The sequence below is a fragment of the Streptomyces sp. cg40 genome, assembly GCF_050320165.1.
GTDB lineage: Bacteria > Actinomycetota > Actinomycetes > Streptomycetales > Streptomycetaceae > Streptomyces > Streptomyces hokutonensis.
The window spans coordinates 5850257-5864965 of sequence record NZ_CP190128.1 but is presented as its reverse complement, the minus strand read 5'-3'; the positions used below and the strand labels follow the sequence as shown (position 1 = coordinate 5864965).

Sequence of the window (14709 nt, the reverse complement as noted above, 5' to 3'; positions counted from 1 at the left end):
GGGACCATGGCCTCATATCCGGTGAACCCGGGCGATCCCGACCCGTCGTACCTCACCTTCTGGCAGGAACGGCATCTGTGCACCCTCACGACCCCGCGCCCCGACGGCAGCCCGCACGTGGTCCCGGTCGGAGTGACATACGACCCGCAGGCGCGGCTGGCTCGGGTCATCGCCAACAAGTCGAGCCGGAAGGTGGCGAACGTACTGGCCGCCGGCCCGCCCGGGGCCCGGGTCGCGGTGTGCCAGGTGGACGGGCGGCGCTGGGCGACGCTGGAGGGCCGGGCCTTCGTCCGCGCGGAGCCGGACCGGGTCGCGGAGGCGGAGCGCCGGTACGCCGGGCGCTGGGCCCTGTCGTCACATTCCCGTCGTCGCCCGAAGGGCGGCCGGGCGGCGTCAGGTGCGTGCTCTGGGGGTCCCCCCGGCCGAAGGCTGGGGGAGTGCCGGGCGCAGACCCGCGTACTGGTTGTACGTGGGTCTGCGCCCGGTGCGGCGAGAGTGCGTGCATGGCGCCGCTCGGCAGGCGGGAATGTGACGACAGGGCCTACGGGCGGACGCCGTCGCCGAACCCGTCACGGGTGGTGATCGAGATCGAGCTGACGCGGGCGCTGGGGCGGGGCTGAAGCGATCACTTCAGGCCACTGCGGCCTGGCCCATACCCTGACATTTCGCCCAAACTGCAGCGGCGTCACCGTGTTCAGGTCACGGTGACGCCGCTGCGGGGGGAAGCACCTGAGCGATCTGTTACGACGGGGGAATCGCGTCAGGCACTGCGGGGGGTGGCTGAGATGGTCTGGACGTCGGGGGCATCCGTTTCCACCAGCCGGTGGTCTCGCTGGTCAAGATTCACAAAGATCATTCCGTACCTGATGGCACATCGCACTGGCTGCGGCGCCCCCCGAGGCCGCCGCAGACACCGGTACGCCCGTACGTCCTCGTCCTCGTCGCGGGTCACCACCACCGGCTCGCCGAACACCGTCACCATGAGCGAGTCACCGCTGTGGGGGATGGCGGTGGCCAGATCGATGAAGTGCCAGCCGGAGCGGTAGGCCGTGGCCATCTCGCGTCGGAAGGACCGGTCGTCAGGAGGCGTCGTCACGTCAAGCCCAAACGCTGTCGTCTGTGTGAGCAGAAACCACCGGCCAGACGCTGTCACCGGCGACAACAACGGTCTGAGCAGCCGCCGGCCAGACGCTGTCCGCCCGAGTGTCACTCTTCTCGCCGGAGGCCCCACCGAACGCTCCGAAGGCCACGACGGCGGAGAAGGCGGCGACAAGCACCGAGTGAAGCATTCTGTTACGCATAGTCGGCTTCATCCTCACTTGAAGGTCCCTCTTCCCCCGTCGAGTACGACGATGGCTCATTCGGGCACTTCATGGCCACATAATCGATGCATCATGTTCCTGCACGTTCAGGACCCTGGGGGGTGGAGATTTGGGAACAAAAGGGACAAGGGCGACACATCCCCACACGGTGGCCAAACTCTGTGAGGAGGGCGGGCGCCTGTACGCGAATGCTCTACGCACGGGACGAATAGCCCGCGCGGACGTGGAACCCGCTCCGTGCCTGATGGAATTCGCCCTTCTCCATCCCGACCCTGACGACGCGAACTGGCTGCGTCCAGTTCCTCCATCGGTTGCCCTGGCCCAGCGGCTCAACCCCATCGAGCACGAGATCACCGAGCGCCGGCGGCTGTCGATCGAGTTGGCCGACGCTTTCGAGCCGTTCATGGCCCTCACCGCCCAGACCACGACGAGCACCCACTCGATCACGGTGCTGGAGGGCAACGACCGCATCAACGCGGCCCTCGACCTGGCCACGGCCCAGTGCCAGCACGAGATGCTCACGGTCCAGCCGAGCGGCCACCGCCCCGAGCGCAGCCTCGTTCAGGGGCTGGAGCGCGACAGGCCGCTCGTCGAACGTGGTGTGAGCATCCGGACCCTGTACCAGCACACGGCCCGCTACAGCCCGGAGAAGCTGGCCTACACGGACCAGTTCGCCAACGGCAAGGTCGAGTACCGCACGATCGACGAGCTGGTCGAGCGGCTCATCATCTGCGACGAGACCGTCGCCTTCATCCCCGCCCGCGACGACCAGAAGGTCGCCCTGGAACTTCGCCACCCCGGACTCGTCAGCTATCTGGTCAAGGTCTTCGAGTTCATGTGGGCCCGCGCGGTCCCACTGAGCACCGGCGCCCCGTACGAGACCGCCCCCGACGGCATCACCGACATCCAGCACTCCATCGCCAAACTCCTCGTCGAGGGCCATGTCGACGAGGCCATCGCCCGCAGGCTGGGCATGAACGTGCGCACCTGCCGCGCCCACATCGCCAAACTGGCGACAGCCCTGGGCAGCGGCAGCCGCGCCCAGCTCGGCTTCCTCATAGCCCAGTCGGGAATCCTTCAGCAGGACGAACCGACGCGGGAGGGAGACAGCGGGCCTTGACCGAGGCGCACACGCACGGAGTGGAGGAGCTGTGCGCGGAGGGGCTGAGCCTGTACGCCCGCGCACTGCGCGAGGGGCAGGTGCCGGCCGAGGACGCGGAGAGCACGCCCTGCCTGGTCGATCTCGGTCTGGTCCACCCCGACGTGGAGGATCCCCGCCGGCTGCGCCCGGTCGCGCCCGGTTCGGTGCTGCACCGGCTACTGCGGAGATCGGCGGAGCGCGTCGCGGAGGAGCGGCGGTTCGAGGACCGTCTGGAGTCCGTATTCGAACCGCTGATGCGGATCGCCGGCCACGGCCCGGGCACGGAACACGTCCCCACGGTCGAGGTCCTGAGCGGACTCGACCGGATCGGCTCCGCCATCACCCAGGCGATGGCCGCCAGTTCGGGCGAGGTCCTCGCCATCCAGCCGCACATCACGCACACGGCCTACACGGCCCCCGAGTTCCACGCCGAGGCGCTGGCCCGCGACCAGGCCCTGCTGGACCGCGGCGGCCGGCTCCGCACGCTCTACCAGCACACCCTGCGCCACGCCCCGTCCGTCGTCGCCCGCTACGAGCGGCTGCGCGGCAACGTCGCGGCCCGCACCCTGGACGAGATCCCGAACCGCCTCATCGTCATCGACCGCGCCGTCGCCTTCCTGCCCGCCAACGAGGACCGCACCCTCGCCCTGGAGGTCCGCCACCCTTCCCTGGTGGCCTTCTGCGCCACGGTCTTCGACCGCTTCTGGCACCTCGCCACCCCCCTCTACCCCGAAGCGGGCCAACAGCCCTCCCTCAACGGCATCACCGCCCGCCAAAGAGCCATAGCCGCCCTCCTCACAGAGGGCCACACCGACGCCGTCATCGCCGACCGCCTCGGCATGAACATCCGCACCGCCCGCGTCCACATAGCCAAACTCGCCGCCACCCTCGGCAGCGAGAGCCGGGCCCAACTGGGCTATCTCATCGGACAGTCGGGGATTCTTGGTCGGCGGGAGTGAGCTGGGCCGGGACGTCCGGCACGCGTGACGCGGCGCCGTCCAGGCCCACCTGGGCGATACGGACGCCGAGTTGGGTACGGCTGGCCGCGCCGAGCGTCTCCGACAGCCGGGCGATGTGCGCGCGGCAGGTGCGGACGCTTATGCCGAGCCGTTCCGCGATCACCGCGTCCTGGTGGCCCTCCGCGAGCAGGGCCGCGATGGACTGTTCGCGGTGGGAAATGCCCTCGATGCCGGTGTCGGGCAGCGGGGCGGCGACGGGGATCGCGAGGCGCCACAGCCGGTCGAAGACCGTCACGAAGTAGTCGATGAGCGCCGGGTGCCGCAGTTCGAGGGCCATGGTGTGGTCGGCGCTGGCGGGGATGAAGGCGACCGTCCGGTCGAACAGGATGAGGCGGTCCACGACCTCGTCCAGCGTCCGCGCCTCGACCGCGTCGCCCATCAACTCCAGGTAGTTCAGCAGGCCCTGGCCGTGCCGGGCGACATGGGTGTACAGGTCGCGCATCCGCACCCCGCGCGAGCGCAGGGCCAGGGCGCGGTGCAGGCCCTCGGTGAGTTCGGGTTCGCGGCGGATGCCGCCGGGCTGGACGGTGAGGACCTCGCCGGTGCACGCCGCGGTCGCGTCGTCCATCGCCGCCTGGATACGGGCGAGCCCGTCCAGGACGCGGATCGCGGCGCCCTCCAGGGCCCCCGACGCCGGCGCGGACGCCTCGACACGGCGGCTCAGACCGGCGTACCGCTCGAAGGCCTCGACCGCCGAACCCACCCGCCGGTGACTCTCGCTGACCTCGTCGTAGACCCCGCGCAGCAGCCGGGTCATGACCTCCTGCGGGGAGGTCGGCACCAGCCAGTCCATGTCGTCGGGGTCGGGGTGGAGGAGGGCGAGCTCCAGCAGACACGGCACCGGCTCGGCGTCCGTGCGCGGCACCCGGCCCCGTCGTACGGCCCGGGAGTACACGAGGTCCCCGGCGTCGCAGAGTCGGTCAGCACCGTGTGGATGCGCGTCCGTCCCGTGCCCGGTCATTGCCCATCCCACCCCCGGTTCCCGGCTCTTTGCAGCGCAACTATGCGCGGACCCGACCTGCTCCGCAACACGGCTCCCGCTCGAACGAGCCCCGAAAACAACCGATGACGCCCACTATCTCCCCACCTCCGCGCGCCACCTTGCAACAAGCTGGGGGGTACCCGGCCCCGGCCGCCGGCCGCTTCGCCGTATCACTTTCCGCGTGAGCTGCCGGAAATCACTCAGAGATCGCCGCGTTACGTACCGCCTCTAACGTCCCCTCATGGCGGACATATTTGACGCATACGCATTGGCCGATGCGTGGGACGAGATGTTTGTGCGGCCGGGTGAGGTCAGAACCGCCTACGAGCCGGTACTGGCGGCACTCCAGCCGATCGAGCCGAGTGAACTGCGCTTCCGCGCGGACCAGATGGCCCGCGCGTTCACCGACCGGGGGGTGACCTACGCCTTCGCGGGCGAGGAACGGCCCTGGCCACTGGACCTGGTGCCGAGGATCATCGACGCGCTGGAGTGGGACCTCATCCAGCGGGGCGTCGCGCAACGCGTACGCGCACTCGAGGCCTACCTCTCCGACGCCTACTCCCACTGCCGCGCCTTCGAGGACGGGGTCGTGCCCTGGCGGCTGCTCCTCAACTCGGCTCATTTCCATCGGGCCGCGCAGGGCGTCGAGCCACCGGGCGGAGTCCGCATCCACGTCGCCGGCATCGACCTCGTCCGCGACGAGGCCGGGGAGTTCCGGGTCCTGGAGGACAACGTGCGGGTCCCCAGCGGGGTTTCGTACGTCATCGAGAACCGCAGGGCGATGACCCGGATCTTCCCGTCCCTCTTCGCCGAGCAGCACGTGGTGCCCGTCGACGGGTACGCGGGACGGCTTCTCGCCGCGCTGCGCGCCGCCGCGCCCGCCGGGACCACGGACCCGAGGGTCGTGGTCCTCACCCCGGGCCCGAGCAACGCCGCCTACTTCGAACACGCCCTGCTCGCACGGCTGATGGGCGTCCAGCTGGTGGAGGGCCACGACCTGGTCTGCCGCAACAACCGGGTGTGGATGCGCACCACGCGCGGCGAGGTGCCCGTCCATGTCGTATACCGGCGCCTCGACGACGACTTCCTCGACCCGCTGCACTTCCGCCCCGACTCGGTGATCGGCTGCCCGGGCATCATGAACGCCGCCCAGGCCGGGAACGTCACACTCGCGAACGCGGTCGGCAACGGCATCGCGGACGACAAGCTCCTCTACACCTACGTCCCCGACCTCATCCGCTACTACCTCTCCGAGGAACCGATTCTCCCCAACGTGGAGTCCTACCGCCCCGACGAGCCGGGCCAGTTGGAGGCGGTCCTCGACCAGATCGACCAGCTGGTCGTGAAACCGGTCGACGGCGCCGGCGGCCAGGGCATCGTCATCGGACCCAAGGCCGACGCGAAGACCCTCGAACGCACTCGCAAAGCCGTCGCCGCCGACCCGCGCGGCTGGATCGCCCAGCGCCCCGTCGCCCTCTCCACCTCCCCCACCCTCGCGGGTGAACGCATGGCCCCCCGCCACATCGACCTACGGCCCTTCGCCGTCAACGACGGCACCGACGTCTGGGTCCTCCCCGGCGGCCTCACCCGCGTCGCCCTCCAGGAGGGCAACCTGATCGTCAACTCCAGCCAGGGCGGCGGCTCCAAGGACACCTGGGTCCTCGCCGAGGGCCCCGCCGAACACCCCCAGCCGGTGACCCCGGACGGCGAACTGCCCGAGGTGGCACCCCGCCAGCTCGGCCCCGACGGCAACCCCACGGTCGTACAGGAAGGGGCGCAGCAGCAGTGAACGACGTGATCCTCTCCCGGATAGCCGAGGCCCTGACGTGGACGGGCCGTTACGTCGAGCGCGCCGACACCACCGGGCGCATCCTCGACGCCTATCTGCACCGCATGCTGGAGGACCCCTGGCGCGACGAGGACGTGGCCTGCCGGTCGCTGTACGCGATCCTCGGGGTCGACGCGGGCGGCGAACGCGTCGACATGCAGCAGGTGTTGGACCAGCTCGCCTTCGACGCCCGTTCGACGTGCTCCATCGAAGGTGCCCTGGGCGCGGCCCGGTTGAACGCCCGCAGCGCCCGCGAGGCCGTCTCCTCGGAGATGTGGGAGTGCCTCAACTCCACCTGGCACGCCCTGGCCGACCAGCGCCTCGCGGCCCGCCGCACCGGCCCCTACGCCTACCTCGAACTCGTGCGCAGACGCGCCGCGTTGTTCTTCGGCCTCGCCGACTCCACGATGAGCCGCGACGACAGCTGGCGCTTCGTCGTCCTGGGCAGGAGCCTGGAGCGGGTGGACATGACCGTACGACTCCTCTCCGTACGGGTGTTGGACGCGGCCCACGCACCCGACTGGCCGACACTCCTGAGCGCCTCCGGCGCCGACGAGGCGTACGCGCGCGTCTACGGCGGCTTCGGCGACACCCCGCGCGTGGCCGAATTCCTGCTCCTGGACCGGGACTTCCCCCGCTCGGCACTGCACGCGCTGACGACGGCCGAGGAGTGCCTCACCGCACTCGGCCGCCAGCGCCAGGACCCCGCCCGCCGCCCCATCGGCCGCCTCCGCACCCGCCTCGAATACCTGGACTCGCACGCCCTGGAAGAACAACTCCCCGCCCTCCTCAAGGACTTGCAGCGTGCCTGCATGGACTCGGCGGAGGCGGTCGCGGAGTTGTTCTTCCCGTACCAGGGCCACGTCGAGTGGGCCCAGGAAGGAGCCTGACATGAACCAAATACCCCTGACCCGTAGGCTTCGCATCCGTCACACCACTCGCGTGTCGTACGCCCAGGCGGCCGTCTCCTCCCACAACGAGGTGCGGATGACCCCGCTGACGCTGCCCGGCCAGACGACTCTGGACGCACGCGTCACGGTGAACCCGACCACACCCACCTGGTCGTACTGGGACTACTGGGGCACCCAGGTCACCGGCTTCGACCTGATGGACCCGCACGCCGACCTCACGATCACCGCGTCCAGCCTGGTCGAGACCTCCCCGCCGGACGCGCTGGGCGCGGCGCCCACCTGGCAGGAGGTGGCCGAACGGACCACGAACTCCCGCCTGTTGGAGTTCATCGGCCCCACCGTCCGTACGACCGTCCCGCCCAAGTTGCTGAAGAAGGCGCGCAAGGCGGCCGCAGGACTCGATCCGCACGGGACGGCCGTCGCGGTCTCCGCGCTGGTCGCCGACCGGGTGGCGTACCTCCCCGGCGTCACCGGGGTGAACACCTCCGCCGCCGAGGCCTGGGAGCAGGGCGCCGGGGTCTGCCAGGACATCGCGCACGTCACCATCGCGCTGCTGCGGGGCCTGGGACTGCCCACGCGCTATGTCTCCGGCTATCTCCACCCCGAGCGGGAGGCCGAGCTGCACCGGCCGGTGGCCGGGCAGAGCCACGCCTGGATCGAGTACTGGGCGGGCGACTGGTGCGGCTACGACCCGACGAACCGGACCCGCCCGGACGAGTCCCACGTGGTCGTGGGGCGCGGGCGCGACTACGACGACGTGACCCCGCACAAGGGGATCTACCGGGGGGTGGCCGGCGGGCCGCCGGAGGTGACGGTGGAGTTCACGCGCGTGGCGTGAACTCCGGCTCGACCCGCCTTGGCGCACCGCTCGGCCCGGCCCTAAAGGGCGTTGTCCAGCGCCAGGGCGAGTTCGGCGATTCGCCACCGGCCGTCGGACCGGCGCAGGCCGAACGTGTAGACCCCGGTCGAGATCGTCCGGATGCTCGCGCCGGTGTTCCTCGTCTGCACCAGATAGGCCCGCGCCTCGGCGGTGTCGGCGTCCGCCCTCGTGACCACGACACCGCCCAGGTGGTGCCGCACCCTTCCGGCCTGGGCCCGGTGCCCGGCACGGACGAAGTCGAGCACCGCCGCGCGTCCGGCGACCGGGCCGAGCGCTGCGCGTCCGGGCATCGTGAAGGTCCAGGTGGTGTCCTCGGTCAGGAGCGCTTCCAGCGCGGGCACGTCCAGCTCGTCCAGGGCGTGGGCGTAGTGCGCCACCGCCTGCTGGAGTTCGGCGATCACGCGACCACCGTCAGCACGATCTTGCCCTGGATGTGGCCCTGCGCGGCTCGCTCGTGTGCGCTGCCCGCCTCCGACAGCGGGTAGGTGCTGTCGACCCCGACCTGGAGCGCGCCCTCGTCGAACAAGCGCCCGATCCCGGCAAGTTGGGGGCCGTTGGAACGCACCTGGATGTTCGAGACCGAGATGTCCAGCCGCGCCGTCTCCTCCGGGTCGTACTCGGCGAAGAACACCGGAAGCATGGTGCCACCGCGCTTGAGCACGGTCAGGAGGCGTGAGCTGTCCGGGCCGCCGACGGTGTCGATCACCAGGTCGACACCGCTGACCACGTCCGCGGCCCGCGTCCTGGTGTAGTCGATGAACTCGTCGGCGCCGAGCTTGCGCAGGAACTCCTCGTGCCGGCCCGAAGCCACCGCGACGACACGGGCCCCCTTCCACTTCGCCAGCTGCACCGCGAAGTGCCCCACACCACCGGCGGCCCCGTTGACCAGCACGGTCGTCCCCGGCGTGATCGGCACCGGCCGGTGCACCCGGCCGGTGAAGGGAGACGGCACGTCGTGGCCGAGATCGATCAGGTACTGCCAGGCCGTCAGCAGGGCCATCGGCGCGCCGGCCGCCTGCACATGGCCGATACCGGCGGGCTTGTGGGCCAGGTCCGACGCCGGCGCGGCCACGTACTCCGCGTACGTCCGGCCGTCGAATCCGGGGAACCGCAGCATGCCGAAGACCTCGTCACCCACGGCGAACCCCCGCACGTCCGGAGCGACCGCCTGGACCACGCCCGACATGTCCGTTCCGGGGATCAGCGGGAACTCCAGCACCGGCCTCATCCCGGCCGGCATGACCTTCATCCCCTCACGCAGGTACCAGTCCGGCGGGTTGATGCCCACCGCGTGCACCCGCACGAGCACCTCGCCCGGTCCGATCCCGGGAACCGGCACCTCGTCATAGTGCAGAACCGCCGGCCCGCCCGCTTCGTGGAACTGGATCGCCTTCATCGCGTCTGTCGCCTTCTCGGGTTCTCGGGGAAACGTTGCTCCTTCAGTCAAGGCCCACGACGACACGGCCGTCCAAGACCGGTTCGGCAACCCGGGCATTCCGAAACGGCATGACCCGTACGCTGGACAGGTGAACGATCTCGGACAGGACCTGGAACTGCGGCTGGTGCGCTACTTCACCGTGGTGGCGGCCCACCAGCACTTCGGCCGGGCCGCCACCGAGCTGCACGTGGCCCAGCCGGCACTGAGCCGCCAGATCCAGCGACTGGAGAGGAATCTCGGCGTACGGCTGCTGGACCGCGTACCCCAGGGCACCCGGCTCACCCCGGCCGGCCAGAAGTTCCTTCCCCGGGCCCATGCCCTGCTGCGGGCAGCCCACCAGGCCGAGTCGGCCGTGCGTGAACACGCGCAGACCGCACGCATCGCCGTCGGCTACGTCGAAGACCTGGTGATCACTGCCGCCGTACGGGAACTGCGCCGCCGTCACCCGGACGCCGAGATCGCCACCCGGTACCTGAGCTGCCGTGACGTCGGGGCGCTGTCCGACGGGCGCGTCGACGCCCTGATCGCACGGGCCCCGCTGCCGCTCGCCGCCGGCGACGTGATCACCACCCCGCTGTACGAGGAGCCCAGGATGCTCGTGGTTCCGCACGGCCACCCCCTGGCCGACCGCACGTCGGTGACCGCGGAGGAACTGGCCGGCGAGGAGGCGGCGCCGTGCGCGTTCGAGACCGCGGACTGGGCTTCCTACCGGATCCTCGGGGCCGGTGTGCCGCCGGCCGAGAGCTACGAGGACAAGCTCGAACTCGTCGCGAGCGGCAGGGCGATCGCCGTACTGCCGGTCGGCGACCGGCGCAGCTCACTGCGCTCCGACCTCGTCACCGTCCCGATCGAGGGCGCTCCCCCCAGCCAGGTCGTCCTGGTCAGCCGCGGGGGCGACCCGAATCCGATGATCAGAAACCTCCGACTGGCCGCCAAGGCCGCCCTGCCCGCCCCGCCGGCCTGACCGCCGTACAGCGTGCGGGTGAGGGTGCAGGGCATGTGGCCCACGTCGTGGCCTACGCCCTCGGGGCGCCGGCCGCGCGCAGCGCCGACACCCCGCCCAGCTCGAACCACACCCCCTTCGCGTACCGCCCCGCCCTCCCGTCGGCGACGCCCCACGCGTCCGCCATCTCCTCGACGAGAGCGAGTCCCCTCCCCCGGCAAGCGATCGCCCCAGCAGCAGCGTGCGTAACCACGGGCGGGTCCGGGCTCTCGTCGAAAACGCTGACCCGGAAGCGGGCCGGGGTGAGGCGGATGCGGAGCATGGCGGTGCCCTTCGTGTGCAGGTGGACGTTGGTGACGAGTTCCGAGGTGCACAGGGCCGCGGGCATGACGAGCGGTTCGCGGTCGTGGGTGAAGAGGACGGCCCGCACGAAGTCGCGGCAGACGCGGGGTGCGGTGGCGTCGGCGGGGGCGAAGAGGCTGTATTCGTGGGTGAGTTGGGCTGGGCGGTGGGGGGCGCGACGGGATGGGTCCATGGGGGAGGTCGGCTCCTGTCGGATGGTGGGCAGGGGGAGTTGAGTGGTTTCAGTGCGTGACCGATTCCATACTCACCGTAGAGTCTCAGGGTTATACATATCAACCAGTTCACGAGATTCAATGGACCAAGCACCCGGCGCAGTGCAGACTTCGGGGAAGCCGCGAAGGAGTGAACGTGGGACTACGCACCACCATCAGCGAACGGCAGCACCGCCTGGGGGGCGAACTCAAACAATTGCGCGAGCAGGCGGGATTGAACGCCGCTGAAGCCGCTCAGCTCATCGGCATGAGCCGCGCGCAGCTCAGTCACATCGAACTGGGCCGCACCTCGATCCTGACCGAAAGACTCTTGGAGCTGTGCCGCACATACGGTTGCACAGACAAGCCCTTTGTTGACGCACTGGTGTCCATGTCCGAGGCGACCGGCAAAGGATGGTGGAGCGCGTACAAGAAGCACCTGGGACCGGGTGCACTGAACCTCGCCGAGCTGGAGAGCCAGGCCGCGTCACTGCGCGTGCACGAGTCACTGTTCATTCCGGGTCTCTTCCAGACCATCGACTACGCGCGAGCCATCTTCGACAGCCCCAAGCTGGGCATCGAGAACATCGACGAGGCCCTGAAGTTCCGCATGGAACGGCAGCACATCCTCACCGGCAAGAACCCGCCATCCGTGCACGCCGTGATCCACGAAGCGGCGCTGCACATGAGGTTCGGCAGCACCCACGTCGTGCGCGAACAGCTGGTACGGCTCATCGAGTTGGCCCGACTGCCCAATGTGACCATTCAGGTCTATCCGTTCAGCGCGCAGGCGTACGCGGCCCTCAGCGGCAACTTCGTCCACGTCATCCCCCGTACACCACAGCTCGGCACCGTGATCCTCGACCACGCGACGGCGACCGACTATCTGTGTGAGCCGGCACAACTCCGGCGATACGGCACGCTGTTCGAGCGCCTCGCCGACAGCGCCCTCAAACCTGTCGACGTATCGTTGGCCCCCGAAGCACACTCGGTGAAGGACTCGCTGTCCCTCATCCAGCACTTGCTCTACATGCTCTAGGAGGCCCGCATGTCCGAACTGCACTGGCAGAAGTCCTCGTTCAGCGGAGCCCCCGAACAGAACTGCCTCTCCATGGCCACCACCCCCGACGGAACGATCCGCCTACGCGAGAGCGACCGCCCCCGCACGGTCATCGCCACCGCCCCCGAAGGCCTCGCCGCCCTCCTGCGGCACCTCAAAACCCGCGCCTGACGTATGTCGACTTCGCCCAATCTCCCCCGCCGACCAGCCCGGTTCAGCACACTGTGACGTACGGGGAGGTAGAGACACCATGGACGTAGTGCTGGGGCTCACGCCGGACGGGGACGCGGACGCCGAGGAGGTCGAGAGGCTGGCGTCCCGGCTGCGCGGCGAATTGCGCGGACTCGACCTCGACGCGCTGCGCCCCTTCGCCGGCGACGTGTCGCCCGAAGGCGCCAAGGCGGTCGATCCGGTGACCGTCGGGGCCGTGGTGCTGGCCCTGAGCGCCTCGGGCGGAGTACTCCCCGCACTCGTCGAGACCCTGCGGGACTGGCTCGGCCGCCAGTCCGCCCGGCACCGCGTCTCGGTCACCATCGACGGGGACACCATCGAGCTGGAGTGGGCATCCGCCGACGAACGCCGGGAACTGGTCGAGGCGTTCGTCCGCCGGCACGGAACGGACACCGAGTAGCCGTGGGACGCAGACTCGCCCTCCTGATCGCCAACTACACCTACGAGGACGCGGGGTTGGGCCGGCTGACCGCGCCCGCGCACGACGCGGAGGCACTCGCCGAAGTGCTGCGCGACCCGGACATCGCCGCCTTCGACGAGGTCACCATCCTGGTCGACGAACCGCACCACCGCATCGGCCAGGTCATCGGCGCGTTCTTCAGCGACCGCCGTCACGACGACCTCACCCTGCTCTACTTCACCGGCCACGGCCTCAAGGACGACGAGGGCCGGCTCCACCTGGCCGCGGCCAACACCCGTCGCGACAACCTCCTGTTCACGTCACTGCCCGCCGAGCAGATCGACCGGGCCATGAGCGGCTGCATGTCGCGCCGCCAGGTACTGATCCTCGACTGCTGCTACGGCGGCGCCTTCCCCGCCGCCGCGCGGCTAGCCAAGGGCGACGCCGACGTGCACACCCTGGAGCGGTTCCAGGGCCGCGGCCGTACGGTGCTCACCGCCTCCGACGCCACCCAGTACTCCTTCGAGGGCGACCAGGTCAGCGGCAGCGCCCCGCAGTCCGTCTTCACCCGCCACCTGGTGCGGGGCCTGCGCGACGGCGGCGCCGACCTCGACGGGGACGGCGACATCACCCTCGACGAGCTGTACTCCTACGTCCACGAGCGGGTCGTGGCCGAGCAGCCGAAACAGCGGCCCAAGAAACAGGAGAACGTCGAGGGCCGTATCGTCATCGCCCGCAACGTCAACTGGGCGCTGCCCTCGCATCTTCGGCACGCCCTGCGCAGCCCGATCGCGACGGACCGGCTCGGCGCGGTGGAGTCCCTGGCGCACCTGTACCGCACCGGCAACGCGACGGTACGCGGCCTCGCGGAGGAGGAACTCCGGCGCCTGTCGGACGACGACAGCCGCAGCGTGTCGGGGGCGGCGGCCTCGCACCTCGGGGACCGGCCCGCCGTCGAGGACGCGGTCCCGGTCCGGGTCCCGGCTCCAACGCCCGCCCCCGCGGCGCCCGTTCGGACCCGCCCCGCGCCCGGCACCGAGCTGTGGAGCTTCCAGACCGACAACTGCGTACGGTCCACGCCGACCGTGGTGGACGGGGTGGTGTACGTCGGCGGCGACGGCGGTGCCCTGCACGCCGTGGACGCGGCCACCGGAGAGCGGAGGTGGAGCCGCCCGCTCGGCGCCGGGCCCGTGCGGTCGACCCCGGCCGTCCGCGGCGATCTCGTGTACGCCACCGCCGGCCGGACCCTGTACGCGACCGACAGGGGCACCGGACAGGGACGCTGGGAGTTCGCCGAGCAGCGGATGGGCGTGTCCGCGACGGTGGGAATCGTCGCCGACCGGCTGTGCGTCGGCAACAGCGGCACGCTGTACGCGCTGGACGCCGGACACGGCACCCCGCACTGGCGCTACGCCGTCGGCATGACGGCGCTCCAGTGGGTCGCGATGGACGGTCCGCTGGCGATCGTCGGCAACCAGGGCAACCACGTGTACGCCCTCGACGCCTACACCCGGCGCAAGAAGTGGGGCACCCGGGTCGTCGACACCCCCGTCTCCGGCCCCACCGCCCTCTCCGACGGAATCCTCTACGTCGGCAACGAGCGCGGCGAGCTGCACGCCCTCGACACCTCGAACGGGCATCGGAAGTGGCGCCGCGACACCGGCAGCGCCGTCCGCTCGGCCCCCACGGTCGCGAACGGCACGGTCTACGTGGGAAACGACGACGAGCGCCTCTACGCCCTCGACGCGGCCACCGGCGAGGTCAAGTGGCGCTTCACGGCCACGGGCCCGGTCCGCACCACCCCGGCGGTCACCGGCAGCACGGTCCACTTCGGCAGCGACGACGGCTGCGTCTACGCCGTGGACACCGTCACCGGCCGGGAGCGCTGGCGCTTCCCGACCGGCGGGCCCGTGGTCTCCTCGCCCGTCGTCGACGCCGGAGTGCTGTACGTGGGCAGCGACGACACCCGGCTCCACGCCATCACAGCCGCCGACTGAACC

General features: G+C 70.4%; 15 protein-coding genes and 2 pseudogenes. 12 read left to right on the top strand and 5 right to left on the bottom strand.

What is annotated here, in order from left to right; all coding sequences use genetic code 11:
• Positions 1-6: 6 nt before the first annotated feature.
• Positions 7-342, top strand: a pseudogene (locus ACQHII_RS26205) (pyridoxamine 5'-phosphate oxidase family protein); the annotation flags it as partial.
• A gap of 200 nt (positions 343-542) precedes the next feature.
• Positions 543-620: pseudogene (locus ACQHII_RS26200) on the top strand (nitrilase); the annotation flags it as partial.
• A gap of 140 nt (positions 621-760) precedes the next feature.
• On the opposite strand, the gene ACQHII_RS26195 reads toward ACQHII_RS26200, so the two are convergent.
• Positions 761-1057: a hypothetical protein gene (locus tag ACQHII_RS26195; protein ID WP_019070395.1), complete on the bottom strand. Its 297-nt coding sequence runs from the start codon at positions 1055-1057 to the stop codon at positions 761-763.
• Positions 1058-1566: 509 nt separating this feature from the next.
• On the opposite strand from ACQHII_RS26195, the gene ACQHII_RS26190 reads away from it, so the two are divergent.
• Positions 1567-2442 (top strand): helix-turn-helix transcriptional regulator, encoded by an 876-nt coding sequence (locus ACQHII_RS26190; RefSeq protein WP_427921611.1) that lies wholly within the window; start codon positions 1567-1569, stop codon positions 2440-2442.
• The gene (locus ACQHII_RS26185) at positions 2439-3422 is read left to right on the top strand and encodes a LuxR C-terminal-related transcriptional regulator (protein ID WP_427921610.1); all 984 of its coding nucleotides are present in this window, start codon (positions 2439-2441) and stop codon (positions 3420-3422) included. Before ACQHII_RS26190 ends, ACQHII_RS26185 begins: the two co-directional genes overlap by 4 nt.
• On the opposite strand, the gene ACQHII_RS26180 is transcribed toward ACQHII_RS26185, so the two are convergent.
• Positions 3385-4443: a LuxR C-terminal-related transcriptional regulator gene (locus ACQHII_RS26180; RefSeq protein ID WP_427921609.1), complete on the bottom strand. Its 1059-nt coding sequence runs from the start codon at positions 4441-4443 to the stop codon at positions 3385-3387. The genes ACQHII_RS26185 and ACQHII_RS26180 overlap by 38 nt on opposite strands.
• 262 nt (positions 4444-4705) lie before the next feature.
• On the opposite strand from ACQHII_RS26180, the gene ACQHII_RS26175 reads away from it, so the two are divergent.
• From ACQHII_RS26175 to ACQHII_RS26165, 3 genes are read left to right on the top strand one after another with little or no spacing between them, the layout of a single operon-like run.
• A complete protein-coding gene (locus ACQHII_RS26175) occupies positions 4706-6253 on the top strand; it encodes a circularly permuted type 2 ATP-grasp protein (protein WP_427921608.1) in 1548 nt (515 codons plus the stop codon).
• Positions 6250-7182: an alpha-E domain-containing protein gene (locus tag ACQHII_RS26170; protein WP_427921607.1), complete on the top strand. Its 933-nt coding sequence runs from the start codon at positions 6250-6252 to the stop codon at positions 7180-7182. The genes ACQHII_RS26175 and ACQHII_RS26170 overlap by 4 nt, the downstream gene beginning before the upstream one ends.
• Positions 7183-7198: 16 nt before the next feature.
• A complete protein-coding gene (locus ACQHII_RS26165) occupies positions 7199-8041 on the top strand; it encodes a transglutaminase family protein (protein WP_427925411.1) in 843 nt (280 codons plus the stop codon).
• 41 nt (positions 8042-8082) lie between these two features.
• Here the strand turns inward: ACQHII_RS26165 and ACQHII_RS26160 are convergent, their stop codons facing one another.
• Complete coding sequence (locus ACQHII_RS26160; protein ID WP_427921606.1) at positions 8083-8484, bottom strand: nuclear transport factor 2 family protein; 402 nt, start codon at positions 8482-8484, stop codon at positions 8083-8085.
• Positions 8481-9479 (bottom strand): NADP-dependent oxidoreductase, encoded by a 999-nt coding sequence (locus tag ACQHII_RS26155; RefSeq protein WP_427921605.1) that lies wholly within the window; start codon positions 9477-9479, stop codon positions 8481-8483. The genes ACQHII_RS26160 and ACQHII_RS26155 overlap by 4 nt, the downstream gene beginning before the upstream one ends.
• Positions 9480-9609: 130 nt before the next feature.
• Here ACQHII_RS26155 and ACQHII_RS26150 point away from each other — a divergent pair, with 130 nt between their 5' ends.
• Positions 9610-10485: a LysR family transcriptional regulator gene (locus ACQHII_RS26150; RefSeq protein ID WP_427921604.1), complete on the top strand. Its 876-nt coding sequence runs from the start codon at positions 9610-9612 to the stop codon at positions 10483-10485.
• A gap of 52 nt (positions 10486-10537) precedes the next feature.
• Here ACQHII_RS26150 and ACQHII_RS26145 read toward each other — a convergent pair whose 3' ends face one another.
• Complete coding sequence (locus tag ACQHII_RS26145; RefSeq protein WP_427921603.1) at positions 10538-10999, bottom strand: ATP-binding protein; 462 nt, start codon at positions 10997-10999, stop codon at positions 10538-10540.
• A 176-nt stretch (positions 11000-11175) separates the two neighbouring features.
• On the opposite strand from ACQHII_RS26145, the gene ACQHII_RS26140 reads away from it, so the two are divergent.
• The 4 genes from ACQHII_RS26140 to ACQHII_RS26125 all read left to right on the top strand — a co-directional run bounded on the left by ACQHII_RS26140 (position 11176) and on the right by ACQHII_RS26125 (position 14706).
• Positions 11176-12057, top strand: a complete 882-nt coding sequence (locus tag ACQHII_RS26140; RefSeq protein ID WP_427921602.1) for a helix-turn-helix domain-containing protein — start codon at positions 11176-11178, stop codon at positions 12055-12057.
• A 9-nt stretch (positions 12058-12066) separates the two neighbouring features.
• Positions 12067-12249 (top strand): DUF397 domain-containing protein, encoded by a 183-nt coding sequence (locus ACQHII_RS26135; protein ID WP_427921601.1) that lies wholly within the window; start codon positions 12067-12069, stop codon positions 12247-12249.
• 79 nt (positions 12250-12328) lie between these two features.
• Positions 12329-12709 carry an effector-associated constant component EACC1 gene (locus tag ACQHII_RS26130; RefSeq protein ID WP_427921600.1) on the top strand — a complete coding sequence of 127 codons (381 nt, stop codon included), beginning with the start codon at positions 12329-12331 and terminating at the stop codon, positions 12707-12709.
• Between the two features lie 2 nt (positions 12710-12711).
• A complete protein-coding gene (locus ACQHII_RS26125; protein WP_427921599.1) occupies positions 12712-14706 on the top strand; it encodes a caspase, EACC1-associated type in 1995 nt (664 codons plus the stop codon).
• Positions 14707-14709 lie beyond the last annotated feature (3 nt).

What these genes read in the sequence shown, in the direction of transcription:
- ACQHII_RS26145 (WP_427921603.1), bottom strand. Translation starts at nt 10,999, where the DNA reads ATGGACCCATCCCGTCGCGCCCCCCACCGCCCAGCCCAACTCACCCAC.
- ACQHII_RS26175 (WP_427921608.1), top strand. Translation starts at nt 4,706, where the DNA reads ATGGCGGACATATTTGACGCATACGCATTGGCCGATGCGTGGGACGAG.
- ACQHII_RS26180 (WP_427921609.1), bottom strand. Translation starts at nt 4,443, where the DNA reads ATGACCGGGCACGGGACGGACGCGCATCCACACGGTGCTGACCGACTC.
- ACQHII_RS26130 (WP_427921600.1), top strand. Translation starts at nt 12,329, where the DNA reads ATGGACGTAGTGCTGGGGCTCACGCCGGACGGGGACGCGGACGCCGAG.
- ACQHII_RS26135 (WP_427921601.1), top strand. Translation starts at nt 12,067, where the DNA reads ATGTCCGAACTGCACTGGCAGAAGTCCTCGTTCAGCGGAGCCCCCGAA.
- ACQHII_RS26155 (WP_427921605.1), bottom strand. Translation starts at nt 9,479, where the DNA reads ATGAAGGCGATCCAGTTCCACGAAGCGGGCGGGCCGGCGGTTCTGCAC.
- ACQHII_RS26195 (WP_019070395.1), bottom strand. Translation starts at nt 1,057, where the DNA reads ATGGCCACGGCCTACCGCTCCGGCTGGCACTTCATCGATCTGGCCACC.
- ACQHII_RS26190 (WP_427921611.1), top strand. Translation starts at nt 1,567, where the DNA reads ATGGAATTCGCCCTTCTCCATCCCGACCCTGACGACGCGAACTGGCTG.